This is a genomic window from Knoellia sp. AC549 (assembly GCF_979258975.1).
Genome location: NZ_OZ409890.1, coordinates 2,120,904 through 2,145,141, shown reverse-complemented (window position 1 = coordinate 2,145,141; position 24,238 = coordinate 2,120,904). Strand labels below are relative to the sequence as shown.

At 68.3% G+C, this 24,238-nt stretch carries 24 protein-coding genes, 1 pseudogene and 1 riboswitch; of the genes and pseudogenes, 14 read left to right on the top strand and 11 right to left on the bottom strand.

All coding sequences use genetic code 11. The annotated features are described in order from the left end of the window. Positions 1-85: 85 nt before the first annotated feature. Positions 86-190, bottom strand: a riboswitch (TPP riboswitch). Between the two features lie 94 nt (positions 191-284). Both ACZZ98_RS10330 and ACZZ98_RS10325 read left to right on the top strand, forming a co-directional pair. After that, positions 285-554, top strand: a complete 270-nt coding sequence (locus ACZZ98_RS10330) for a DUF4235 domain-containing protein (protein WP_463517764.1) — start codon at positions 285-287, stop codon at positions 552-554. A gap of 187 nt (positions 555-741) precedes the next feature. After that, positions 742-1,338 (top strand): helix-turn-helix domain-containing protein, encoded by a 597-nt coding sequence (locus ACZZ98_RS10325; protein ID WP_463516154.1) that lies wholly within the window; start codon positions 742-744, stop codon positions 1,336-1,338. On the opposite strand, the gene hutI is transcribed toward ACZZ98_RS10325, so the two are convergent. From hutI to ACZZ98_RS10310, 3 genes are read right to left on the bottom strand one after another with little or no spacing between them, the layout of a single operon-like run. Continuing rightward, positions 1,272-2,483: an imidazolonepropionase gene (gene hutI / locus ACZZ98_RS10320; protein WP_463517763.1), complete on the bottom strand. Its 1,212-nt coding sequence runs from the start codon at positions 2,481-2,483 to the stop codon at positions 1,272-1,274. The two genes, ACZZ98_RS10325 and hutI, sit on opposite strands and share 67 nt — an antisense overlap. Before the next feature lie 38 nt (positions 2,484-2,521). After that, positions 2,522-3,847, bottom strand: a complete 1,326-nt coding sequence (locus ACZZ98_RS10315; RefSeq protein WP_463516153.1) for a formimidoylglutamate deiminase — start codon at positions 3,845-3,847, stop codon at positions 2,522-2,524. Then, the gene (locus ACZZ98_RS10310; RefSeq protein ID WP_463517762.1) at positions 3,844-5,043 is read right to left on the bottom strand and encodes an allantoate amidohydrolase; all 1,200 of its coding nucleotides are present in this window, start codon (positions 5,041-5,043) and stop codon (positions 3,844-3,846) included. The genes ACZZ98_RS10315 and ACZZ98_RS10310 overlap by 4 nt, the downstream gene beginning before the upstream one ends. A gap of 159 nt (positions 5,044-5,202) precedes the next feature. Between ACZZ98_RS10310 and ACZZ98_RS10305 the strand changes: the two genes are divergently transcribed. Both ACZZ98_RS10305 and ACZZ98_RS10300 read left to right on the top strand, forming a co-directional pair. Next, positions 5,203-5,691, top strand: coding sequence for an aminoacyl-tRNA deacylase (locus ACZZ98_RS10305; RefSeq protein WP_463516152.1), 489 nt, complete (start codon positions 5,203-5,205; stop codon positions 5,689-5,691). A gap of 216 nt (positions 5,692-5,907) precedes the next feature. After that, positions 5,908-6,495 carry a hypothetical protein gene (locus ACZZ98_RS10300; protein ID WP_463516151.1) on the top strand — a complete coding sequence of 196 codons (588 nt, stop codon included), beginning with the start codon at positions 5,908-5,910 and terminating at the stop codon, positions 6,493-6,495. An 18-nt stretch (positions 6,496-6,513) separates the two neighbouring features. On the opposite strand, the gene hutU is transcribed toward ACZZ98_RS10300, so the two are convergent. Beyond that, on the bottom strand, positions 6,514-8,172 hold the full coding sequence (gene hutU, locus ACZZ98_RS10295; RefSeq protein ID WP_463516150.1) for a urocanate hydratase: 1,659 nt from the start codon (positions 8,170-8,172) through the stop codon (positions 6,514-6,516). Positions 8,173-8,532: 360 nt separating this feature from the next. Between hutU and ACZZ98_RS10290 the strand changes: the two genes are divergently transcribed. After that, complete coding sequence (locus ACZZ98_RS10290; protein ID WP_463516149.1) at positions 8,533-8,868, top strand: hypothetical protein; 336 nt, start codon at positions 8,533-8,535, stop codon at positions 8,866-8,868. 269 nt (positions 8,869-9,137) lie between these two features. Beyond that, a complete protein-coding gene (locus tag ACZZ98_RS10285) occupies positions 9,138-10,382 on the top strand; it encodes a DUF6986 family protein (RefSeq protein WP_463516148.1) in 1,245 nt (414 codons plus the stop codon). A gap of 163 nt (positions 10,383-10,545) precedes the next feature. Here the strand turns inward: ACZZ98_RS10285 and ACZZ98_RS10280 are convergent, their stop codons facing one another. Further along, on the bottom strand, positions 10,546-10,716 hold the full coding sequence (locus ACZZ98_RS10280; protein WP_463517761.1) for a hypothetical protein: 171 nt from the start codon (positions 10,714-10,716) through the stop codon (positions 10,546-10,548). Between the two features lie 226 nt (positions 10,717-10,942). Here ACZZ98_RS10280 and pucL point away from each other — a divergent pair, with 226 nt between their 5' ends. From pucL to ACZZ98_RS10255, 5 genes are all read left to right on the top strand, one after another. Next, positions 10,943-11,866 carry a factor-independent urate hydroxylase gene (gene pucL / locus ACZZ98_RS10275; RefSeq protein WP_463516147.1) on the top strand — a complete coding sequence of 308 codons (924 nt, stop codon included), beginning with the start codon at positions 10,943-10,945 and terminating at the stop codon, positions 11,864-11,866. Between the two features lie 100 nt (positions 11,867-11,966). Continuing rightward, on the top strand, positions 11,967-13,991 hold the full coding sequence (uraD, locus tag ACZZ98_RS10270) for a 2-oxo-4-hydroxy-4-carboxy-5-ureidoimidazoline decarboxylase (RefSeq protein ID WP_463516146.1): 2,025 nt from the start codon (positions 11,967-11,969) through the stop codon (positions 13,989-13,991). Between the two features lie 62 nt (positions 13,992-14,053). Beyond that, positions 14,054-14,620 carry a 2-oxo-4-hydroxy-4-carboxy-5-ureidoimidazoline decarboxylase gene (uraD, locus tag ACZZ98_RS10265; RefSeq protein ID WP_463516145.1) on the top strand — a complete coding sequence of 189 codons (567 nt, stop codon included), beginning with the start codon at positions 14,054-14,056 and terminating at the stop codon, positions 14,618-14,620. Continuing rightward, positions 14,617-14,943, top strand: coding sequence for a hydroxyisourate hydrolase (uraH, locus tag ACZZ98_RS10260; protein ID WP_463516144.1), 327 nt, complete (start codon positions 14,617-14,619; stop codon positions 14,941-14,943). Before uraD (ACZZ98_RS10265) ends, uraH begins: the two co-directional genes overlap by 4 nt. 4 nt (positions 14,944-14,947) lie before the next feature. Beyond that, complete coding sequence (locus tag ACZZ98_RS10255) at positions 14,948-16,327, top strand: 8-oxoguanine deaminase (protein ID WP_463516143.1); 1,380 nt, start codon at positions 14,948-14,950, stop codon at positions 16,325-16,327. 926 nt (positions 16,328-17,253) lie between these two features. Here ACZZ98_RS10255 and ACZZ98_RS10250 read toward each other — a convergent pair. From ACZZ98_RS10250 to ACZZ98_RS10235, 4 genes and pseudogenes are all read right to left on the bottom strand, one after another. Then, positions 17,254-17,787, bottom strand: a complete 534-nt coding sequence (locus ACZZ98_RS10250) for an NPCBM/NEW2 domain-containing protein (RefSeq protein WP_463516142.1) — start codon at positions 17,785-17,787, stop codon at positions 17,254-17,256. Continuing rightward, on the bottom strand, positions 17,784-20,087 hold the full coding sequence (locus ACZZ98_RS10245) for an alpha-N-acetylglucosaminidase (RefSeq protein WP_463516141.1): 2,304 nt from the start codon (positions 20,085-20,087) through the stop codon (positions 17,784-17,786). The genes ACZZ98_RS10250 and ACZZ98_RS10245 overlap by 4 nt, the downstream gene beginning before the upstream one ends. Before the next feature lie 73 nt (positions 20,088-20,160). After that, positions 20,161-20,439 (bottom strand): annotated as a pseudogene (locus ACZZ98_RS10240) (alpha-N-acetylglucosaminidase TIM-barrel domain-containing protein); the annotation flags it as partial. Beyond that, the gene (locus tag ACZZ98_RS10235) at positions 20,387-20,797 is read right to left on the bottom strand and encodes an alpha-N-acetylglucosaminidase N-terminal domain-containing protein (RefSeq protein ID WP_463516140.1); all 411 of its coding nucleotides are present in this window, start codon (positions 20,795-20,797) and stop codon (positions 20,387-20,389) included. The gene ACZZ98_RS10235 and the pseudogene ACZZ98_RS10240, both read right to left, overlap by 53 nt. Before the next feature lie 366 nt (positions 20,798-21,163). Here ACZZ98_RS10235 and ACZZ98_RS10230 point away from each other — a divergent pair, with 366 nt between their 5' ends. Continuing rightward, complete coding sequence (locus ACZZ98_RS10230; protein WP_463516139.1) at positions 21,164-22,348, top strand: ROK family protein; 1,185 nt, start codon at positions 21,164-21,166, stop codon at positions 22,346-22,348. Between the two features lie 250 nt (positions 22,349-22,598). Beyond that, entirely contained in the window at positions 22,599-23,012 is a 414-nt protein-coding gene (locus tag ACZZ98_RS10225; protein WP_463516138.1) for a hypothetical protein, read from the top strand. A gap of 138 nt (positions 23,013-23,150) precedes the next feature. Here the strand turns inward: ACZZ98_RS10225 and ACZZ98_RS10220 are convergent, their stop codons facing one another. Together ACZZ98_RS10220 and ACZZ98_RS10215 are read right to left on the bottom strand one after the other, a co-directional pair. Continuing rightward, positions 23,151-23,363: a hypothetical protein gene (locus ACZZ98_RS10220; RefSeq protein WP_463516137.1), complete on the bottom strand. Its 213-nt coding sequence runs from the start codon at positions 23,361-23,363 to the stop codon at positions 23,151-23,153. 99 nt (positions 23,364-23,462) lie between these two features. After that, positions 23,463-23,696 (bottom strand): hypothetical protein, encoded by a 234-nt coding sequence (locus ACZZ98_RS10215; RefSeq protein WP_463516136.1) that lies wholly within the window; start codon positions 23,694-23,696, stop codon positions 23,463-23,465. Between the two features lie 87 nt (positions 23,697-23,783). Here ACZZ98_RS10215 and ACZZ98_RS10210 point away from each other — a divergent pair, with 87 nt between their 5' ends. Next, complete coding sequence (locus ACZZ98_RS10210) at positions 23,784-23,996, top strand: hypothetical protein (protein ID WP_463516135.1); 213 nt, start codon at positions 23,784-23,786, stop codon at positions 23,994-23,996. Positions 23,997-24,238 lie beyond the last annotated feature (242 nt).

The following is a 24,238-nucleotide window of genomic DNA, read 5'->3' as shown; positions in this document are numbered from 1 at the left end:
TTTTCTCCCGTGGTCTCCGGCGCAGGGCCGATGGATACCTCGGGGAAGTCACTTCGGCGGCATCCATCTCGTCTGCCGCAGAGGTCACCTGAGAACTCAGACTCCCTACGCCGGTGCGAACCGGATCAGGTGTGAGGGTCTGCGGTTGCCCGCACTCTCAGCGCGTTGGTGCGCTCCCCTGTCATTGACGATGACCACCCTACTCCCTGGGCTGTGGCAGGGTGGCACGGGAGAAGGCCCGCTTCGGGCGGACACTGCAAACTCAAGGAGTCCTAGTGGGCAGCATGGTGTGGAAGATCCTCGGAACCGGCTCGGCGATCCTGGCCGGCATCGCCGCGACCAAGGTGGCCGACAAGGTCTGGGAGCGGGCCGGTCAGGACCTCTCGGCGAATCCCAAGGACCCGGACTCGCCCTTCCTGGCGGCCCTGGGGTATGCCGCGCTCACCGGTCTCGCGGCCGGTGTCGCCAAGACGGTGGTGACCCGCAAGGCAGCCAGGATCTACGCCAAGTCTGCTGGCCACAAGCCGGACGCCGTGCGCCCCGGCGGCCTCTGAGCCGCCCATGATCGGGACCCCGACGGTGTGGGTGTTCCCGTGCGTCGATAACCAATAGGTGCGCAGCCCAACACCAATGGGTTATGGACCAGCAGCACAGCGATACCGGATCCCCGGTCGCAGTCCCCGGACAGCTCCCTGTGGACAACTCGACGCCACAAAGCGGCGATCCGGCGAAGGTGGCCTCATGAAGCCCGACACCGCCGCCGCCTCGACGACGGCGCGCGAGATCCTTCGTCGAGCACGGCGGCAGCAGGGCCTCACCCAGGCGCAGCTGGCCGAGCGCGCAGGCGTGAGCCAGACCGTCGTCGCGCGGTACGAGGCCCGCCAGCAGCAGCCGACGATCGCTGCTCTGGAGCGGCTCGTCGCGGCGTGCGGCTATGAGCTCGAGTGGAGTGTGCGTCACGCGGCCGACTCGCCCGCTGTGTCCGGCACAGGGAAAAGCGGCCACAGCGATCGTTTGCCTGGACCGATCGGGAAGAGGCTGACCGCTCAGCTGGACGAGGTTCTCGCAGTGCTCGCCTCGGCCGGGGCCACCGATCCGCGCCTCTACGGCGAGGTCGCGGACGGAACAGAGGCTGCCGGTTGCCGAGTCCTCATCGGGGTCAGGGCGCCGGAAGTGGACCGGCTCTCTCTGATCGCAGCCTCGGGTCACATCGGACTCCTCCTCGGGTCCCCCGTCCACGTGCTGCCGCACGCGGAAGTGGCGGCCTACGGCTACGGCGACGAGGGGATGCCTCTCGGCCCGAAGACCGAACGGGCGATGGGGACGCCTGCGCGATAGGCGAGATGCAGGTGGCTCGGTGCCTCGAGCACGGCGAGGTCCGCGGGTCCGCCCAGGGCGATCCGACCGATGTCGGTGCGGCGCATCGCCTTTGCCGACCCAGCGGTCGCAGCCCACACGGCTTCGCTCGGAGTCATCCCCATCTCGCGGACGGCCAGGGCGATGACGAACGGCATCGAGCTCGAGTAGCAGGTGCCCGGGTTGCAGTCCGTGGCCAGCGCGACCGACACACCGGCGTCGATGAGGCCCCGCGCGTCCGGATAGGGCGAGCGGGTCGAGAACTCCACTCCCGGCAGCAGGGTCGCCACCGTCGTGTCGGCCGCCCCGACGAGCGCCTCGACGTCGGCGTCGGACAGGAACGTGCAGTGGTCGACGCTCGCCGCTCCGACCTCGACGGCCAGCTGGACGCCCGGCCCGTGGCCGAGCTGGTTGCCGTGCACCCGCAGTTCCAGCCCCGCCTCACGGGCCGCGGTCAGGACGGCTCGCGACTCGTCCTGCGTGAACGCGTGGGGTGAGTTCGGCTCGCAGAAGACGTCGGCCCACTTGGCGTGGGGGGCGCAGGCCTGCAGCATCGGTCCCATGACGAGCTCGAGGTATGCCGCCCGCTCGCCCCTCGCTTCCGGTGGCACGACGTGCGCCCCGAGGAAGGTCGTCTCGGTTGTGAACTCGCTCGCGATGCGGAGCGAGCGAGCCTCGTCCTCGACGGTCAGGCCGTAGCCGCTCTTGATCTCGACCGTCGTCGTGCCCTGGTCGCGCATCTCGGCGACCCGGCCGGCCACGAGCTCGCGCAGGCGGTCGTCGGAGGCAGCACGGGTGGCGTCGACCGAGACCCCGATGCCCCCGCCGTCGTAGCGCTCCCCCGTCATCCGGGCCGCGAACTCGGCGGAGCGGTCCCCGTCGAAGACGAGGTGGCTGTGGCTGTCGACGAAGCCGGGTAGGACGGCCCGGCCGGCGAGGTCGACCCGGTGGTCGGCGTCGGGCGCGGAGACGGAGTCGCCGACCCAGGCGATGCGGCCGTCCTCGACGACCACGGCAGCGTCACGTCGCAGGCCGAGCCCGGCCTCGCCGGTGCCGTCACAGGTGACGAGCTCGCCGATCCCGACGAACACCGTTGCGTCTGCGGAGCTGGTGTTTCCAGCGACCACATCCGCGGACGCAGCAGGAGGGGTGGGGGACGCAGCGGTCACGTGGCCGAGGTCCTCACGGCGACGATGGCCTCACTGACGATGTCGTCGATCGGCCCCAACGGGTGGACACCGCTCGAGACGATCCGGCGGCCGCCGACGACGACATCGGTGACGTCTGCACCGGTCGCACCGAAGATGATCTGGGCCGGGGCGACGCCACCGGTGCGACGGCTGTCGGTGCGCACCGCCACGAGGTCCGCGAGCGCGCCGACGGCGAGGCGTCCGCCGTCCCAGCCGAGGCTGCGGTAGCCCGCCGACGTGCCCATCTCGAGCAACGGCGTGACACCGAAACGACCGCGTTCGTGGCTCTTGAGCCGCTCGTGCATCTCGATGCCGCGGATCTCCTCGAAGGGGTCGATGACGGCGTGCTGGTCCGAGCCGAGGCTGATCGGGACGTCCTTCGCGGCGAGCTCGCACGCCGGTCCGATGCCGTCGGCGAGGTCGCGCTCGGTCGTCGGGCAGAAACAGGCCCCCGCGCCCGAGCGCCCCATGAGGTCGAGGTCGACGTCGGACAGGTGCGTCGCGTGGACGGCGGTGAAGCCCTCGCCCAGCAGCCCGGCGTCGGTGAGGTGCTCGACCGGGCTCGCGCCATAGACGAGCTGGGTCGTGAGGTTCTCACCCATCTGCTCGCTCACGTGCGCGTGGACGGGCCGGTCCCCCACGACCGTGGCGAACTCCGCCAGCTGCTCCCCCGTGAGGGCGCGCACGGAGTGCGCCGCCGTCCCGATCCGCACCAGTGCGCTGTCGTGCATCGCCTCCACGCGTTCGGCCCAGGCCTGCACCGAGCCGTCGGAGAAGCGCACCTGCACCTCGTCCAGCGGCAGGTGACCGGCGGAGTCCAAGCCCCCGGAGAGGTAGCACGTGTCGAGGAGCGTGAGCCTGATCCCGGCCTCCTCCGCGGCAGCGATGAGGGCGACGCCCATGGCGTTGGGGTCGTCGTAGGGCTTCCCGTCCGGCCCGTGGTGGAGGTAGTGGAACTCGCCGACAACCGTGTAGCCCGATGCCACCATCTCGGTGAAAACCCCTCTCGCGAGGGCGAAGTAGGTGTCGGGATCAAGACGGGCGGTCACGGCATACATCTGTTCGCGCCACGTCCAGAAGTTGCCTCCGTCGCCGTGGGTCCGGCCCCGCAGCATCCGGTGGAAGGCGTGGCTGTGCGCGTTGGCGAAGCCGGGCAGGACGACCCCTCGCAGCTTCGTGTCCGTGTCGCGCGGCTTGGTGTCCGACACGACCTCGGTGAACCGGCCGTCGACGACGGTGAGCCGCACGCCGCGGTGGACCTTGTCGGGCAGCTGCGCGTGCTCACACCAGTAGGTCGTCATGCGGACGCCCCGGCGAGGTCCGTCAGGACCGTGGTGAGCGCCTCGACCCCGGCCAGGCAGTCCTGCGACGTCGCGAACTCCTCGGGCGAGTGCGAGATGCCGGTGGGGTTGCGGACGAAGAGCATCGCCGTGGGCACGCCGGCGTTGGCGAGGATGCCGGCATCGTGTCCTGCTCCGGTCCCGATGACGGGTATGCCGCCCAGCCGGGTCGCGAGCCGTCTCACCAGAGCGGGGTCGAAGGGGGTGGGGCCGGTCCAGGAGTCCTCGACGAGGAGACCCTCGAAGTCGGCGACGACCTCACGCACGTCGTCGACGACCCGGCGCACGGCGGTCTCGTCGGCCCCGCGGGCGTCGAGCCATCCGGTGACCTCGCTGGGGATCGCGTTGACACCGCCGGGCGTCACCACGACCTTGCCGACCGTCGCGACGCAGTCGTGGGCCTCAGCAGCGCGGCGGGCAGCGATGACGGCGGCCGCGAAGCCGAGCATGGCGTCCTCACGGTCCGCGAGGCGCGTCGTGCCGGCGTGGTTGGCCTCGCCGAGGGTGCGGATGCGCCATCGTCCGTGCGGCCAGATGTCGCTGCCGACGGCGAGGGGCTGGTCGACCTCGGGGAGGGAGAGATGGCGGCCCTGCTCGACGTGGAGCTCGACGAACGCACCCACCCGGCGGACCGTCTCGGCGTCGGGACCAAGGCTCTCGGGATCACGGCCGGCCGACCGCAGCGCCTCGGCCATCGACACGCCGTCACCATCGGTGAGGGAGCGCGCCCGGTCTGCCGTCATCGCGCCGGTGAGGACCCGCGAGCCAGCACAGGCCACTCCGAACCGCGCACCCTCCTCGTCGATGAAGTTCACGACTCCGATGGGGCGATCCGGCTCGAAGCCGTTGCGCCGCAACGCATCCAGCGCCGCGAAGGCCGACACCACGCCCAGGGGCCCGTCGAAGGCGCCGCCGTCGGGCACGGAGTCGAGGTGTGAGCCGGTGACGATGCCGGGCCGACCGGCAACCACGGCGTCATCGGGGTCGCCCCACCACGCCCACTGGTTGCCCACCCGGTCGACGACGACGTCGAGCCCGCGCCCCTCGGCCTCGCTGACGAACCACTCGCGCAGGGTGTGGTCCTCACGGGTCCAGGCGAAGCGGTGGTAGCCGTGGGTCCGGTCGTCGCGCCCGATCGGCGTGAGGTCCCGCCACATCGACTCGAAGCCCCCGACCTGCGTGGGGGCCGGACCGTGGGCACTCGCTTCGCTGGGACTCACCCCGCCATTCCACACCCCGGAGGCGGTCTCGCGTGGCGACGCCACGGCATACCTGTCTGGAATGTCAGACGTGGGCGTCACGCCTAGAGTGCTGGCATGACCGAAGCCAAGGAGACCGAGGAGGCGCAGCGGGCGCGAGCCGCCCTCGAGGCCAGCGGGATCGAGCACCGGATCCTCGTCGCGACCGAGCGGGCGTCGTCGCTTGCCGAGGCTGCCGAGCAGCGTGGGATCGAGCCGCGCGACATCGTGAAGTCGCTCGTCGTGCGGCGCGGTTCGGGCGACTACGTGTTCGTGCTCGTGCCCGGCGACCGCGAGATCTCTTGGCCGAAGCTGCGTGCCCATCTCGGCGTCAACCGGCTGTCGATGCCGCCGGCCGACAAGGCCAAGGACGCGACGGGCTACGAGCGCGGCACGATCACGCCGTTCGGCTCGACGACGGCCTGGCCTGTCATCGTCGACGCGACGGCTGCGGGCCGGACGATCTCGATGGGCGCCGGGGCGCACGGCACCTCGGTGACCCTGGCCGCCGACGACCTCGTGCGGGTGCTCGCCGCCGAGGTCGCCGACGTCACCGACCCCATCTGAGACCCCGACCTCTTGCGCCAGGCCCACCATCCGGGGCCCATTTTGCGGCTCATGCGGTGGCTTCGGCGCAAGAAGTCACGTGCATGCGCGTAGCGTGACGGGAGGGCGGAGCCACCCCGCCGCATCGTTGGAGCAGTCATGAGAGCGACGCCGAGATCGCATTGGGACAGGGCAGTCTGCAGGGTCAGCGACTGGGATCCGGAGACCACCCGGAGGATGAGCTGGGGTGCCGTCGCGGTCATCGCCTCAGCGCTCGTGTGGCCGCTCCTGGTGTCTGACGGTGAGGTGCAGCCCACCCCCAGGACCACGACCGAGGTTGCGGCCCCTGCCGCCACCACCGACAGCACCGAGCCGGACTGCGCCGTGGTGGACCAGCCGCAGGATCCCCCTCCGCCCGGCCTCGCTGCCGTCTCGACGAGTGTGGTGGGGCGCAACGCCATCGTGGAGTCGATCCGATGGGCCCAGAGGAGCCGTGCAGGACTGTGGGGTGTGGCCGCTGTCGCCGAATGTGGTGCAGTCCGCCTGGATGCAGTCTGGGTCGAACCCACCGGCCAGAAGCGCCGCCACAACGTCAGTCACACCGGGCGGCCCGTCATCGGCGTCGTGGCCGACGGACTGGACGGAGCGATCTCGGTCTACACCGTGCGCGGGACCGCCGGAGGGTCGATCGCAGCGACACTGCACATCAGCACGGACCTGGGCGTGACTTGGCAGCAGCGTGCAGTTCCGCCGTCCGCCGAGACCCACGTCCGCGCTGGCGTGCTCCCGCCGAGCTGGCAGGAGTGGAGCCTCCTCGCGAGCTGACGCCGGGGGCTGGGGGTCTCAGCCCTCGCGCATCGGGATGCGGACGCCGTGCTCGGCCGCGGTCCGGTCGGCGATGTCGTAGCCCGCGTCGACGTGGCGGATCACGCCCATCGCCGGGTCGTTCGACAGAACGCGCGCGAGCTTCTGCGCGGCCAGCTCGGTGCCGTCGGCGAGGGAGACCTGACCGGCGTGGAGCGAGCGGCCCATGCCGACGCCGCCACCGTGGTGGATCGACACCCAGCTGGCGCCGGAGCTCGTGTTGACGAGGGCGTTGAGCAGCGGCCAGTCGGCGATGGCGTCGGAGCCGTCGGCCATCGACTCGGTCTCGCGATACGGGGAGGCCACAGAACCCGTGTCGAGGTGGTCACGGCCGATGACGAGCGGGGCGCTCACCTCGCCGGTGCGGACGAGCTCGTTGAACGCCGCGCCCGCCTTCTCGCGCTCGCCCTGGCCCAGCCAGCAGATGCGAGCGGGCAAGCCCTGGAACGCGATGCGGTCCTGCGCACCCTTGATCCACTTGTGCAGGCGCTCGTTCTCGGGGAAGAGGTCGAGCACGGCGCGGTCCGTGGCGGCGATGTCCTTGGCGTCACCTGAGAGGGCGGCCCAGCGGAACGGACCCTTGCCCTCGCAGAACAGCGGGCGGATGTATGCAGGGACGAACCCCGGGAACTCGAACGCCCGGTCGTAGCCGCCCTGCCGCGCCTCGTCGCGGATCGAGTTGCCGTAGTCGAAGACCTCGGCACCGGCGTCCTGGAACTCGACCATGGCTTGGACCTGCTTGGCCATGGAGGCGCGGGCGCGGTCGGTGAACTCCTCGGGCTTCTTCGCGGCATACTCCGGCCAGTCCTCGAGGTCGATGCCCTCGGGGAGGTAGGACAGCGGGTCGTGCGCCGACGTCTGGTCGGTGACGATGTCGATGGGCACGCCACGACGGAGCAGCTCGGGGAAGACCTCAGCAGCGTTGCCCACGACCCCGACGGACCAGCCCCGTTTGGCGTCCTTGGCCGCGACGGCCTTGTCGATGGCTTGGTCGAGGGAGTCCGCGACCTCGTCGAGGTAGCGGTGCTCGACGCGACGACGCAGCCGGGCCTCGTCGACGTCGACGATGAGGCAGGCGCCCTCGTTCATCGTGACGGCGAGCGGCTGGGCCCCACCCATGCCGCCACACCCACCGGTGAGGGTCAACGTGCCGGCGAGCGTTCCGCCGAAGCGCTTCTCGGCGATCGCACCGAACGTCTCGTAGGTCCCCTGGACGATGCCCTGCGTCCCGATGTAGATCCACGACCCGGCGGTCATCTGGCCGTACATCGTCAGGCCGAGCTGCTCCAGCCGGCGGAACTCGGGCCAGTTCGCCCAGTCGCCGACGAGGTTGGAGTTGGCGATGAGCACCCGCGGCGCCCACTCGTGGGTCTGCATGACACCGACGGGCCTGCCCGACTGCACGAGCATGGTCTCGTCCTGCTTGAGCGTGCTCAGCGTGCGGACCATGGCGTCGAAGCTGTTCCAGTCACGCGCTGCTCGGCCCGTTCCGCCGTAGACGACGAGGTCGTCGGGACGCTCGGCGACCTCGGGGTCGAGGTTGTTCATGAGCATCCGCAGCGGCGCCTCGGCGCCCCAGTGGGTGGCGTGGGTCAGCGACGTGCCGCGAGGGGCTCGAACGGGGCGGGCGCCTTGCATGGATCCTCCTGGGAGAGACAGGGACTGGGAACGGGTATGCCGTTGCGCACCTTCATTGGACACCCGCCGGACCGCGCCCGGAGGGGTCGAACGTGCGAACGCGTCTGGGATGCGAGACCGCAGGGGGTCAGGAACGCTGACGAGTCAGCCGTAACCGAGTACCCCCGATCGACGCAGTCACATATTCGGCGGACGCAGGTGGCGGCATGAACGGTCGCTTCCGGCCTCCGCCTCAGCAAACCTGCGGCGCGCGACGTTGGAAGGGAATGACTTCATCCATGGCGCCGACGCGGAATGTTCTCAAGGCTGGCTGGCGCAACCCATGAGCGTCCTACGAGAACCACCAATCCAGGAGATCCCATGAAGACAGTCCCGTCCGCCATCCGCATGACTGCTGCGCTCCTCCTCGTCACGGGAGCCACGATCGTCCCGACCACCACGGCATCCGCTGCTCCAACCAACTGCGTGACGGGCAGCGGTTACCCGACTGGCGGCAAGCCCTACGGCTCCGCGCTGTGCACCGCCGGTGGGGGCACCTACCGCGTGGTCCTCACATGCACCGGCGCATTTGGGGTGGGGAAGACCACGTACTACGGCCCCTACCGGCCCGGAGCTCCGGGCAGCGGAAGCTCAATCGCCACATGCGGCAGCTTCTATGACTCGATCACCTACGTAGGCATCCAGAAGAACCCTTGAGCACTGCAAGAGACTTCTGCACGGAGTGACGAGGGCGCGTCCCGGCACCATTGTTTGTTGTCCTGTTGCCGGCTGGTCCCAGGGTGAAAAAGCACAAGGTCGGCCCGAGTGCAGATCCTCTTGACCAAGTCCGGCGGCATACGGAGTCGTATGCCGCTGGACTGCGTCGTGAGTGCGTGGCGAGGCCCCGGGCATTTTGCATGTTCCTTCCATTGAGTGGAAGATATTATCCATACATCGGAAAACCTTCCTCGCTCTAGGAGTGCCTCGTGGACGCCGTCGACCCTCGCCTCATCCGCGAGCTCACCTCTGAGCTCGACACCCAGCTGGCATCGGCCGACGCCGAGCTCGCTGCCCAGTTCCCCGGTGAGCGACCGGGTCGCCAGCCGATCCACACCGTCTATGTCCCGGCCGACCGCTTCACGGCTGACCTGGCACCCACCTGGGGAGCCGAGGCGCTCGCCGCGATCGACGCCCACGAGGACACCTGGCGCGACCTCGTCGCCGACGACACGGTGGGCGATCTCGTGCGCGCCAAGCTCGCCGCCGAGCCGATCGAGGACCTGCGCATCGACCTCGAGGACGGCTACGGCAACCGGGGCGACGAGGCCGAGGACGCCGACGTCACCCGCGCCGCGCGAGCCCTCGTCGAGGCACAGGCGAGCGGCACCGCACCGCAGCTGCACGGCATACGGTTCAAGTCCTTTGAAGCACCCACACGAGCGCGCGGCGTGCGATCCCTTGTCGGCTTCGTCTCCGAGCTGGTCGCCGGTGGCGGGTCGCTCGACCGGTTCGTCACGACCCTGCCCAAGGTCACGAGCGTCGAGCAGGTGCGCGCGATGGTGCACGCGTGCGAGCGGCTCGAGTCCGCCCTCGACCTGGCGGCGGGTGCCCTGGCGTTCGAGATCCAGGTCGAGACACCGCAGTCCATCCTCGGGCCCGACGGCACAGCACTCGTCGCGCCGATGATCCACGCCGGCGCCGGCCGGGTCACGGCCTTCCACTACGGCACCTATGACTACAGCGCGTTCTGCGGCATCGCGGCGCAGTACCAGTCGATGGAGCACGCTGTCGCCGACCACGCGAAGCTCGTCATGCAGACGGCCGCGGCGGGCACCGGGGTGCGGCTCTCGGACGGCTCCACCAACATCCTGCCGGTCGGCGACGCTGACGCCGTGCGCGCGGCTTGGCAGCTGCACCACCGGCTGGTCGGTCGATCGCTCGAGCGTGGCTACTACCAGGGCTGGGACCTCCACCCGGCACAGCTGCCCACCCGGTATGCCGCGACGTTCGCCTTCTACCGCAACGGGTTCGAGCCCGCTGCCCGCAGGCTGCGTGACTACCTCGGGCAGGTCGGTGGGGGTGTCATGGACGAGCCGGCCACGGCTCGCGCCCTCAGCGACTTCATCATGAGAGGTCGCGACTGCGGCGCGCTCACCGCGCACGAGGTCCAGTCCGGCACCGGGCTGGACGAGCAAGGACTCACGGCGCTCGCCCGCCCCGTCCGGTCGTGAACGTGAGCAGCAGCCACTGACGGGATGCGCCCCATCCGGCTCGACTGCTCGCTCACGCAAGCAGCGTAGGCACGAGGATCACAGGCCGAGCCGCAAAGGCATCGGCGGGATGTCTCAGTGCCGCCACCAGCGCATCCCGGTGATGTGCTCGGCAGCGAGGTCGTCATCGGACAGGGCACCGCGGGGTCGAAGTGTGCGGTGCGGACGAGGAAGTAGTCGTTGACCAGCCCCTCATGGCCCTCTGCCAGGTCGACGTGCCGACCTCCTGGTGCCAAACGTGAGGAGGGTCGGCGTCAAGGACGAGTCCCGTCTCCTCGAGCAGCTCACGACGCAGTGCAGCCAGCGGCAGCTCACCGGGCTCGAGCCGATGCTCAGCGCACCGTCAGCCGCCAAGACCGGCCACAAAGTTCCCTCCGGGCCATTGACGGACCCCGACGACCACCCTACTATTTCCGGCAGTCGGTATAAAGTTTCCGGTTCATGGAAACTAGGTTCCTCTTGATCACGACAAAGACGTCGGACTCGGCCGCGGGGGTCTGACGCACCAGGAGCGCACTGCCATGACCACCTTCCTCGGATCGAACCAGTACGGCAAGGCGGAGAACCGGGTCGTCCGCATCTATCGCGAGACCGACCGTCACGAGATCCGCGACCTCAACGTCTCGACCTCGTTGCGGGGCGACTTCGACGAGGCACACACGACCGGCGACCAGGCCAAGATCCTCCCGACGGACACCCAGAAGAACACGGCGTTCGCCTACGCCAAGGAGCACGGCGTCACCTCCCCCGAGGACTACGCCATCGCGCTCGGCACCCACTTCCTCGTCGCGGCGCCCGCAGCCACCGCTGCACAGATCCGGCTCGAGGAGTACGTCTGGGACCGCATCACGGTCGACGGCAGCGAGCACGACCACAGCTTCGTGCGCCGCGGCACCGAGACCCGCACCAGCGTCGTGACCGTCGAAGGACGTGGCGCGGAGCAGAAGGTCTCCGTCCTCGGCGGGCTCACCGACCTCACCGTCCTCAAGTCCACGGGATCCGAGTTCAAGGGCTACCTCAAGGACGGCTACACCACCCTGCAGGAGACCGACGACCGCGTCATGGCGACCTCGCTCACGGCACGGTGGCGCTACGACCTCGACACGATCGAGGACGTCGAGGGCTTCGACTGGGACGGCACCTACGAGAGCATCCGCTCGATCCTGCTCGCCGCCTTCGCCCGCACCCACAGCCGGGCCCTGCAGGAGACCCTGTTCGTCATGGGTGACGACGCCCTGAAGGCGCACCCCGAGGTGGCCGAGATCCGGTTCGCCGCGCCCAACAAGCACCACTTCCTCTATGACCTCTCCCCGTTCGGCACCGAGAACAACGGTGAGGTCTTCATGGCGGCCGACCGGCCCTACGGGCTCATCGAGGCCACCGTGCTGCGCGACGGCGCGTCGGACCCCGGCGCGGCCTGGACAGCAGTCCCCGCGTTCACCTGATCCACGGACCACGAAACACCCCGCTCTCCGGCGCACCGCAGCCGGAGGCAGCGCGATCGGGCGCGCCCCCCAAAGTTGGCACTACCAGTGAAGGTGTGACATGAGCACAAGCACGAGCACCACCGGGACGCGTCCCAAGCGCGCCGTCCACCCCGTCGACGAGGTGCTGCCCCCGCAGCAGCTCGCGATCTACGGCTTCCAGCACGTGATGGCGTTCTACGCCGGCGCCATCATCGTCCCCATCCTCCTTGCGAACGCGATCGGGCTGAACGAGGAGCAGCTGATCCACCTGATCCAAGCCGATCTCTTCACCTGTGGCATCGCCTCCATCCTGCAGGCCGCCGGTATCTGGAAGATCGGCGTCCGCCTGCCCCTTCTCCAGGGCGTGACCTTCACGGCCGTGTCCCCGATGATCGTCATCGGCCTCGACTACGGCGCGGACCCGACCATCCAGGACGCGGCGGCCCGAGCAGAGGCCGGCGCCGCGTCGCTGCCCTACATCTACGGTGCGGTCATCGTCGCCGGGCTCTTCACGCTCCTCATCGCGCCCTACTTCAGCAAGCTGGTGCGCTTCTTCCCGCCGGTGGTCACCGGCAGTGTCATCACCATCATCGGCGTCGCCCTGCTGCCGGTGGCGGCCTGGGACGCGGGGGGAGGCGTCTTCGCCTTCTACAACCCCGATGTGGTGCCGGCCAACCTCACGTTCGGCAGCCCCACCAACCTGGCCCTTGCCTTCGGCACCATCACCCTGATCCTGCTGGTCACCCGGTTCGGACGCGGGTTCCTGAGCACCGTCGCGGTCCTGATCGGCCTGGGTGTCTTCACGGCGATCGCGGCCTTCATCCCCGACGGATCGGGCGGCCGGGTCGCCGACTTCAGCGGCGTCGGCAACGCCGACGTGGTCGGGTTCACGGCGCCGTTCTTCTTCGGTGCTCCCAAGTTCGCTGTGCTGCCCATCCTGTTGATGGTCGTGGTCATGCTCATCACCGCGGTCGAGACCACCGGTGACGTCTACGCGACCGGACAGATCGTCGAGAAGACGATCAAGAAGTCCGACATCGCCGCAGCGCTGCGCGCCGACGGGCTCGCCACGGCCCTGGGCGGAGTGATGAACTCCTTCCCCTACACCTGCTTCGCCGAGAACGTCGGGCTGGTGCGACTCACCAGGGTCAAGAGCCGCTGGGTGGTCGTCACAGCCGGTGTCATCATGATCATCCTCGGCCTCATCCCCAAGGCAGGCGCGGTCGTCGAGGCCATCCCGCACTCGGTGCTCGGCGGTGGCGCACTGGTGATGTTCGGCACCGTGGCCGCGGTGGGTATCCAGACCCTGGGTCGCGCAGACCTCACCGACCACCGCAATGTCGTCGTGGTTGCCACCGCACTGGGCGTCGCGATGCTCCCGGTCGGCACCGCCGCGATCGGCGGCGACTCACCCTTCTTCGACCAGCTGCCCAGCGCGTTCGCCACCTTCCTGAACTCTGGCATCACCGCCGGCTCCGCGGCCGCCATCCTGCTCAACCTGGTCCTGAACTACTACGGCGGACGCCGGGACGAGGCCAAGGCTGCGGCCGCGGACATCCGCAAGGTCAACGAGCTGAGCAGGGCGGAGTTCGTCGCGCTGGTGAGCCCGTCCTACCAGGGTGAGGCCGGGATCGCAGAGAAGGTCGCCGACCGCCGCCCCTTCGCCGACGCCAACGCGTTGCGAGCGGCCATGCAGGACGAGCTGTTCGCCCTGAGCACCGAGGAGCAGACCGCGCTCATGCGCAGCTACCCGACGCTCGCCGGGGAGGACCTGTCCACCACCGACCGCGAGGACCGGTCGTACACCGACCAGGCGGCGGCTGGGCTGACCTTCCTCGGCGAGGACGAGGCGATGACCTTCGGGGAGCTCAACGTCGCCTACCGCGAGAAGTTCGGCATCCCGCTGATCGTCGCGGCTCGTGAGCTCAGCTCTGACCAGGTGCTCGAACAGGCCTGGCAACGACTGGACAACTCTGCAACCCAGGAGCACGCGGCCGCCCTGCTGGAGATCGCGAAGATCGCCAACCACCGGTTGGCGGACTCCGTGGCTGACACCGCCCCGCTGAGGGAGTCTGGGTCCGCGAAGCTGCAACGAACCCACTGACCAGTCGTCCAGGCCGGGTGCGACCCCGCACCCGGCCAGGCGGCCTTCACCGAAGGACACTCGTGCCAGACCTCACGCAGTTCAACGACACCGACGCCATGGCACTACGTGCTGACCTGATGCGGCTGACCGCGTCCCCCGCCTGGGCGGACACGTTGGTGGCAGGGCGACCGTATGCCGACCTGGACAGCCTGCTTGCCGCTTCCGATGACATCGTGACCTCCTTGGCAGAGTCCGAGATCGACGCTGCGCTGTCAGGCCATCCCCGGATCGGGGAGTCGGCCGCTGGCATGGACGCCGAGTCAGAGGCCAGGTCGGCCAGGGAGCAGTCCGGGATGGCCGCGGCCGACCACTCCCTTCAGGCCGCGATGGCACGGGGCAACGCCGACTACGAGCACCAGTTCGGCCGCATCTATCTCGTGGCGGCGGCCGGACGCAGCGCCGAGGAGCTGGTGAGTCTGCTCCACGAGCGTCTCGGCAACGACCCGGAAAGAGAGCTCGACGTCGTCCGACGAGAGCTGGCACGCATCACGCGGCTGCGGCTGGTCGACATGGACGCGGTGAACCGCAACCCACCCGTCCCACCCTCAACCGATCCGGCCCGTCCACCCCAGGAAGGGACCCCATGAGCATCTCCACCCATGTCCTTGACGCCGTCCATGGCCGGCCGGCCGCTGGGATGGTCCTCCGGCTCGAACGGGTGGGCGGTGAGGAGGTCGGCCACGGCACGACCGACCCCGACGGGCGCTGTCCCGAGCTGACGCAGGGACTGTCCCTCGAGAGCGGGCAGTATCGGCTCCGATTCGAGACCGGTGACTGGTTCGCACGCACGCAGACGCAGACCTTCTATCCCGTGGTGGAGCTGGTCTTCGAGGTCCTCGACCCCGAGGCGCACTACCACGTGCCATTGCTGCTCAGCCCGTTCGCCTACTCCACGTACCGGGGCAGCTGAGGGTATGCGCACCGCCGACGGCCCGATGGTCATCGTCGACGGCTGTGCGGTCGTCACGATGGACGGCAACCGCAGCGAGTATGCCGTGGGGCACGTCGTCGTCGCCGGCTCCCGGATCGTGGCGGTCGGGTCCGGGCCCGCGCCGTACACACCTGAGCTGGCCGGTGCGCGGCGGGTGGATGGCCGCGGGTGCCTGCTCACCCCGGGCCTGGTCAACACCCACCACCACCTCTACCAGTGGGCGACCCGCGGGCTCGCCGTCGACTCCACGCTCTTCGAGTGGCTGACCGCGCTCTATCCGGTCTGGGCGCGCATCGACGAGGACGTGGTCGGCGCCTCCGCGACGGCGGGGCTGGCCTGGCTGGCTCGCACCGGCTGCACCACGTCGATGGACCACCACTACGTCTTCCCCCGCGACGGTGGTGACGTGCTCGGCGCCGAGATCGAGGCGGCCCGCGCGGTCGGGCTGCGGTTCCTGGCCACTCGTGGGTCGATGGACCTCGGCGAGTCCCGCGGAGGACTACCGCCGGACCACGTCGTCGAGGACGTCGACAAGATCCTTGCCGCCAGCGTCGCGGCGATCGACGAGCACCACGACGCCTCACCCGACTCGATGCTGCGGATCGGGCTCGCACCCTGCTCGCCGTTCTCGGTGAGCAAGGAGCTGCTCGTGGAGTCGGCGGCGCTCGCCCGCGACAAAGGCGTGCGGCTGCACACCCACGTCGCCGAGACCCTCGACGAGGACGCCTACTGCCGCGAGCACTTCGGTGCCTCGCCGGTCGACCACATGGGCTCGTTGGGGTGGCTCGGGCCGGACGTGTGGTTCGCCCACGGGATCCACTTCGACGACGCCGGGATCGCGGAGCTCGCCCGCACCGGAACCGGTGTCGCACACTGCCCCTCGTCGAACTCACGGCTCGGCGCAGGCATCGCCAGGGTGCACGACCTGCGGGCTGCCGGAGCACCCGTCGGCCTGGGCGTCGACGGGACGGCCAGCAACGAGGCCGGCTCGCTCATCGCCGAGGTGCGTCAGGCGGTGCTCGTCGCCCGGGCGCGTGGCGGCCCACGCGCGCTCACGGTGCGGGATGCCCTGCACTCGGCCACGATGGGCGGCGCTCGCGTCCTCGGCTGGGACGACCAGATCGGCTCCCTCGAGGTGGGCAAGCAGGCCGACCTCGCCCTGTGGCGGCTCGACACTCTCGCTCACGCTGGCGTCGTCGACCCCGTGGCGGCGCTCGTCCTCGGGGTCACGCCGCCGCTGGAGCTCCTCACGGTCGCGGGTCGCCCCGTCGTCGAACGCGACCGGCTGGTCACGGTCGACGAAGCCGTCGTGACCGGCGCCGCACTGGCCGCACACCGTCGCCTGCTCGACGTCTCCGGCTGACCGGACCCCCACCCGCCCCCCAGCCCCGTCTCGAAGCCCGCGAACTCCTGGACAGGCAATCGCTGTCCGTGGCTGTGGACGGTCACTTACCCCACCCCACACCCGGGAGCAGCCGACACTCATACCCGAGCGGCCCTCACCGGCTCCCATGCAAAAGGCTGGCTAGGTTCACAGCGGCCGTCAGGCCTCGGCCTCGCCGAGATGAAAGGATTCTGCTGATGCGTCGGAAGTTTGCTGCCACCGCTCTCGCCATTCTGGGAACCGCCACTGTGGCCGGGATTAGCGCCCCGTCCGCTCAGGCGAGCGGCGACACGAGCGTGTTCTTCTACGCGGATACAGCGGCTCGCAGCCTCGAAAAATGCCGGGCGGCCCAACCCGCATACAACTCCTCGTGGACGAAGATCGTCGTTCCCTGCAACGTTTTGGGCTACGACCCCACCCGCGACAAGTGGGTGTCCCGCCTCGTGTACCGGACGGCTGGCTAACAAACCGCGTCGCAGTTTCTTCCGGCCGAGATTCGGGACGGTTCTCGGTGGCCTGGCCTCCGAAGACTACGTCCTCGACTCGCGACTCATCGTTCGTGCGGAGTGACTACATCCCTTCGCAGGTTCCGGTCTCGAGTCAGCGGGTGAGCTGAGTTCTATAGCCGGGGTGGCGCGGGTCGCAGTTGGCCTGCCTTGCTTGGCTTCGTCGGCGGCGGTAGGGCCTCGCGCTCCAGCTGATACATCCGCCCTCGTTTCTGGAGGACCGGCAGAGTACCAGGAGCCGAAAGAAGTTCAACTAGGCGCTTGTCGACACCCAACTCGCGGGCATAGGCGCTACTGGAGACGCGCATCTTGATCCTCCGCCTCCATCCACTTGGCACGCTTGATGCTGCGGTAGATCGTCTCGATAACGACGATCTACCGCAGCATCGAGCGGGCGAGTCAGCTGCAGGTGATGCGTGCGTTAGCCCAGTCGGTGCGATCCCACCAGTTGTTGACGTCGGACTGCTTGACCACCAGCTTCAGGGTCGTTGCACCGGTCGTGTCGACGTCGATGGAGCGTGGCGGTTCGCCGCCAGATATGACGTCGCTGGCATAGACGCGCTGGCTATCCGCCCAGACCTCGACCTCGACGTCTCCGTCGGCGTCGGCGCGGTTCATCGTGTCGTCGATACCGACCAGGCTCTGGAAGCGGGTACACGCTCCACCCAGTGTGAAGGTCACCTCGGCGTTGGCGTTGCCGCCGAGTCCCTTGGCGTAGGTGGTCCCGGCGAGGCGGATGGGCCCACCGTCACCCGCGGCCGCTTCGCCGTTGTGGGTGTCGCGCTCCCACGGTCCGATCTGTGAGGTGCTGGAGGCGAACGGCAGGTCGGACAGGAAGTGGGCTCCTGCCCCGGGTCCGGAGGGCGGCGGTGGGTTGGTCACCGTGAAGCCGGAGAACTGTGCGACACCCCGAGTGGATCCTGCAGCGGTCATGAAAAGCCCGACGTCTGAGGCGTCGGCCGCAGCCACCGTGGCTGTGCCCACCTGGGTCCAGCTCGGCCGTCGCTGCTGCATTCAGCCGTGAACGTGTCGCCGGTGCGGCCCAGCCGGAGGTGCACTGGTGCCTTGAACGACGCGCTCTGGCGGTAGGTATCCAGCTGTCCGTCGTTGTTCGAGTCGAAGGACAGCACGCACCCGTTGCCGGGCGTGACGGCAAAGTTGAGGAATCCCTTGCTGCCCTGGGTAGCCAGATCGTCACGCACCACGATGCCGGCCCTGGCCCAAGGACCGGTGTTGTCCTGAGCGAGCACCCGCGTCGTCACCGTTTGGCCCGTGGCAAGTGCCGCGTCCCGGTAGATGGTGCCGAACTGGTTGGTGCCGCCCCACATGTCGGCGCCGCCACCTTCAATGGCGAACTCGTTGCCGCGCTGCCCGAACACCGCACCGTTGAAGCTGGCGGTCTTGTTGGGTGCTTGTACTCCTTGTGCGGTCATGAGCCGGACCAAGGCCGATCGCTGCGCGCTGTCGGCGCCGATGGCATACGACGCCGTTGCGGTCAGGGACGACACCAAGGGGGTGGTGGAGCCTGCCCCACTCGCGGCCACCTGGAACTTCGCGGTGAAGGTTGCGCCCGGGGCGAGGGTCGCGGTGGTGGTGGGCCCGACGGGCGTCACGGTCAGCCCGGGTTGCGGCGCGAGCGAGATGGCGATGTTGCTGGCCTCCGTGAACGCGTTGGGGTTGGTGAGGGTAGCCGTGACCACGGCTGGCTGCTCGCTCGTCACTGCACCGCGGTCCGAGCTCAGGGTGAGCGTCAGGGGTGAGGGGTGGGAACGGACGTGCTCGAGGATTGAGGTCGCGATGCTGTGGACGTCACCGGTCGCAGTCGTGGGCAAGGCGTCCGTGCGCTTGGACCAGGTGTCGCCATCGGCGAACCAGTCGAAGGTCTTGGGCGCGCGGCCCTGCGACATCGCCGAGCCGAGCTCGTCGAAGTAGCTCTGCCAGCGGGGAAGGTAGTAGGTGCCAATGAGTCCCGACCATTCACGGTTGGCGTAGTCGGCCAGGCCAGAGTTGAAGCCGCTGCGGTTGCCCCAGATGGTGAGGATGCTGCGGGCGCTGTACTCGAGCTTGTCAGCCTCTGCGACTGTCGTGCCCCAGGAGCGTGCATCGGCAAGCCAGGGCCCCAGCATGGTCTGGGTGTTGGTGGCGGTCAGCTGCTCCATGAGTCGCATCGACTCGAGCCAGTCGGCCGTGAGCTTGGCGTAAGCCGCCTGGTCCTTGGCGTCGTAGGCCGTCTTGATCTGTGGGAGGAGGTCGCGACTTCGGTTGGACAGGACCTGGCGGGCCACGTCCACCAGGTCGTACCGGTAGGCGCTGGTATTGCGCAGTTTGGGGTCGACGGAGAGCAGTGAGGGCAGCGCCTTCGCGAATGCGGCCGTGTCGTACATCGCGGAGGTCGGGGACCACGTGGCTGCCGTCCTTGCGGTCAGACTCGGCTTGGCCGCGAACAGTCCATCGTGCGCTTCCGACCAGCCGTTGGAAGGCATGGCGTATGCCGTGGAGCCGATCGCTGCCCAGGCTTCCTTCGCCTTGGCATCCGTGCCGCCGTAGCGCGATCCTGCCCAGGTGGCGAACCACTCGTCCATGTCCGCGGGCCCTTCGGCCCAGGCAAGCGCAGTCAGGTAGGACAGGGCTGCGGGGTTGTTGTCGCTGGCCTCGGGCAGTACCGCGATCCCGTCCAGAGCGGTGTCTGGCTTGGCCTTCCACTGCCAGTAGCGCTCGTTCCACACGCGCATGTTGGCGCCCATCGTGGTGTGACCGCCAAAGTTCCAGATCGAACCGAAAGCGTAAGGCGTGCCCTTCCACGAGCTTTCGCGGTTGAGCCCGTTGTAGCGGTCGGACAAGCCGTCCACGATGAACATCTTCGACGTGTCGATGGCCTCGATGGTCTCGGGGCGCGGGTTGTTCTGCCATCCCAGGATCGCCCAGATCGCCCCCGGGCGCGCGGTCTGCAGGGCGGTTTCGACACCCTTGCTCGCAGCACCGACGTCGACATTGCCCGCGACGCCACCCTCGTGGAGCAGGTCCATCTTGTACATGGAGGAGTCCCCGAACAGCGCTGCAGAGTGACGGTAGAACGACTCCGCAACGGCGCGGAACTGCGGTCCGGTCGGGTCGAGCCAATCCGGGCGTTCGAAGCCGACCCAGCCGCCCTGCGGCACGATCTTGGCGCCCGGGTTCTTGGCGGCGAAGCTCGGGGGCACGGTGCCGAAGTAGCCGGGCAGAACCGGGACCATGTCGAGCTTCCCGCAACCGGTCAGCAATCTTCAGCCCCAGGGCCGCGCGCTCCTTCACCACGGTCAACGAGATCTCGCTCGGGAAGCAGCACATGTTCTGAAGGAGCCACCACGGCTGGTGCGTGGGCTGGGGGGTCCAGTTCAACAGCTCAGCCTCGGTGTAGCCGAACTCCTTGAACGTCTCCAGGTAGACCGCCTCAGCACCGACCGGCATGTACACCTCCTTGATGCCTTGAAGGGCGAGCACGTCGATGGTGCGCTCCCAGTCCTCCCAGGTGCGGTACGCGCCGGTGTATCCGTCATCGGTGTCGTTGAGTGCGAACCGGTGACTGACATTGGCGGAACGCTCGATCGTCGCCTGCGGCAGCGGGAAGCTTCTTGGGAAGGCGACTCAGTGAGTCGCCATTCCATGACACGTCCACCTGGGCGACGTCTTGCAGGTAAGTGGTGAAGCCCCTCAGGAGGGCCGACACACTCGTGCCCGAGATCTCGACCTTGTTGTGGTCTCGGCTGACACGGAAGGTCTCCTTCCCCGTGGGCGCAAGGGCGACGAGACGCACCTCGTTGCCGTTGGCCTTCGGGAGCACCCGTTCAATCACCTGCATCGCGGCTGCGGTGGAAAAAGCGCCCTTGTCGGCGGCAGCAGCCTGGCTCGCGCGAGCCGGGAAACTAGGAATGACCACGGCAGTGACCGCGACGAGTGCCGTCATCATCACGGTAGGCACCAGACGCCGTCGCCACGTCAGCGATGGCCCCGAGCGGTCGGGTCGTCGAACGGTCCACACACCAGGCATCGTTGCCTCATCCCTAGATCCCGACCATAGATCGGAAGTTGGTTAGTAACGTACGATATGAAACTAAAGCACTGGTTGAGCTCGCGCAAGACATTCCAGTGAAGTTCAACGAAAGGACGGGACAAGATGAGCACCATGTCAGTCCCCACACGTCAGCCCGCCAGTGGTCCACACGTGCTGAGATCGTTGAACCGGACGGCCGTTCTGGGAGCCGTGCGTGCGAAGAATGGTCCAGTCAGCGTCGCCTCGCTCATGACGAGCACGGGACTTTCACGCCCCGCCGTGACCCGAGCCCTCAGCGACCTCGACGAGGCGACCCTCATAGAGCGCCTTGATGCCGACCAGCAAGGGGCTGTGGGACGGCCCGCTGGCCAGGTGCGGTTCCGCGCCCAGCTCGGATATGTGGCGGGCCTCGAGGTCGGTCCACACCGCGTGCAAGTGCTCATCGCCGACCTACAAGGCCAGATCATCGCTCAGCACGATGTGACCACTTCACCGTCAGGCAGCACCGTGGTCAGTGCTGTGGTGTCGGCGGTGGAGAACTGCGTAACCCAGGCGGGCATTGCACTGGACTCGCTTTGGTGCCTAGCAGTCGGAACCCCTGGCGTGGTCAACGACGCAGGTGAGATCACCGTGGCCCCCAGCATTTCCGGGTGGGCCGGCCTCCCAGTCGCCGCCACCTTGCGGAAGCGGTTTGGGTGCCCGGTCCTCATCGACAACGACATGAACTACGCTTCCCGCGCCGAAGGAACTCGCGGGGCAGCACAGGGCCGCAAGAACTACGCGTACGTGCATTGGGGAAATCGCGTCGGGGCAGGGCTAGTCCTTGACGGGCGCCCGTACAAAGGTGCCACCTCCGGGGCAGGTGAACTCGGCTTCATCGACCTCATCGGTGACCTCGACCACACCCCCGATCGACCCACAAACGCCATCATCGACGGAGCAGGTTCTTTCGAGCGACTTGTGGGCGCCGCCGCCATCAGAGGCCTAGCCATCAAGATGTCCCAAGAGGCCGACTCGACGGAGCTGCTCGACGCCGTGAGTCAGTGCGCGCTGGAAGACGTCACCACCCAGCTTTGCCAGAGAGCGTCCGCGGGCGACGCCGTAGCCGCGTCGATCATCCGACGCGTCACCTCACGGTTCTCGGCTGGCCTTGCCGTCCTCACCATGCTTCTGGATCCCAGCCTGGTGGTTATCGGTGGCGGGGTTGCCCGGGCGGGTGAGGAACTGTTGGCGTCCGTAGACCGCGACCTGGCGTCGCGGGTCATCAATCGTCCAGAGTTGGCGCTGTCCCAGCTGGGCAATCGTGCCGTGGCCATCGGGGCCATCGAAGCCGCGACAGCGCACGCCGGGGAACGGCTCGCCGAACTTGCTGCCGCCCCTTCGCGAGGGTTGGACTCGCAGGACGAAATTTCGCGCAACGGACTAACCGCCCGTACCGCTCATACCTCTAAAGCTCAAACCTGAGTTCGCTAGAACTGCGGGTATCTCTCTGCGCACCGCAACGATCTTCACTTGGCGTAGAACCCCCGCGACCGAGCCCTCCCCCCGGTTCAGCCGCCACTACGTCGTCGAGCAACACGTGCGTCCGGCACTTATCGCGCCAAGCGGTCGTCACTGCGACACCTTCTCACCGAGCCTCAGCCATTGGGCCGGCGTTCTGCGACGACCGCAAGGAACGCAGGACCCGTCCAGCGGTGATCCGTAGAATCCTGGCGTGCCGATCGGACGAGTTCTCAAGGTCGTTGCCGCGGGCCTCTGGGTCGCCTTCATGGTGGCGATCGGTGTGGCGGAGTTCCTTGATCGCGACTTACCGACCCAGTGGGGCACCTTCACCGAGCAGTCCAGGGAGTGCCAGAACGGCCCGAGGTACTCCGGCTGCACGATTCGAGGCCAATGGGTCAGCCACGATGGCCGCGTAGTCAAGGCTGACGTGGTCCTCGACGGCGACACGAACGAAGACGGCACGGCCCGTGCCGCTTACCGGCCCGGCGGTGCCATGGACGTGGACGACATCGTGCACACAGAACGCTGGGTCAATGCAGGCTTGTGGATGCCGTGGCTGATGGCGACCGGTGGCGTGACGTTCATCGTGGTCCAGCTGCGCGCGGGCCGGAATGACTCCAAGTAAGGAGTCATGGGAACGACACTCCGCGCGTCTGGGAACTGCAGGAGTTCGAGGAAGACCCAGCCAACGCGCCGATAGAGACGCGCGTCTCGATGCGGCTTCTCATCCGCTTGGCATGCTCGATGGTGCGGCAGGTCGTCGTCACTGCGACAACCCCTGCGCCCTCGCCTGGTGCACGAGCTCCAGCGCCGTGCGCAGCGCCGAGACCCTGTTGGTCATAAGGGTCTGCCGCGACGGGCTGAGCGACGTCCCGCGCAGGACGGCCTCGCACTTGCTCAGCAGTGAAGTCAACTGAACGTCGGCCACCTCGAGGTCCTCGCCCTTGATCACATTGCCCTCTCCACCCGTCGTCACTGCGTCACCTTCTCATCCCGCAACTCAGCCTTTGGGCCGGGCGTCTGCGACGCTCGGTCGCTTTCCGCTCATGCCGATGTGAGGGCGTCGGTAGAGGCGTTACCAGCCCATGTTACGGGCGACCTCTTCACGCGCCTGATCGATCTCCGTCTGAGTGATGTTAGGGACGTCGGTCTCGCTCTCCAGGCGTGCCAGTAGGTCCGTGAGCGCCTGCTTTTCCGCCGGGTGGGTCACGGGCACCGATTCAATGTCCACTGTCATCAGCCAGTCGAAGAGCACGATGGCGTCGGCTCTCCACAGTTCCAACCTGACCGTGGGCAACGAGGGGTGCATGCGCTGATCATGAAGCACGAACGCACTCGTCTGCCGCGATCCGCGCTCGTGGCGATCGCGTGCCGTTGGACTCCCTAGGATCCCAGCATGGCCACCGCTGAGCGCAGGCTCGTAGACAACTTCTGGGACCTGCGCGACGACGCCCATGACCATCCCGAACGCTGGGAGGGTGTGACCGCTGAGGCCGTCCTCCAGCGGTTCGCCGAGCTCATCGAAGAGGCGGAAGAGCGCGGCGTGCCGATCGACTGGTGGAGAGATGTGGCTGAGCGAATGATCGACTGGCGGGGCCGCCAGGACTGACGCGAGCACTTCCGACTTTGCCGCGTGGAGGACGGCTACCCTCGTCCGACTTTGCCGCGTGGAGGACGGCTACGCTCGTCCGACTTTGCCGCGTGGAGGACGGCTACGCTCGTCCGACTTTGCCGCGTGGAGGACGGCTACGCTCGTCCGACTTTGCCGCGTGGAGGACGGCTACGCTCGTCCGACTTTGCCGCGTGGAGGACGGCTACGCTCGTCCGACTTTGCCGCGTGGAGGACGGCTA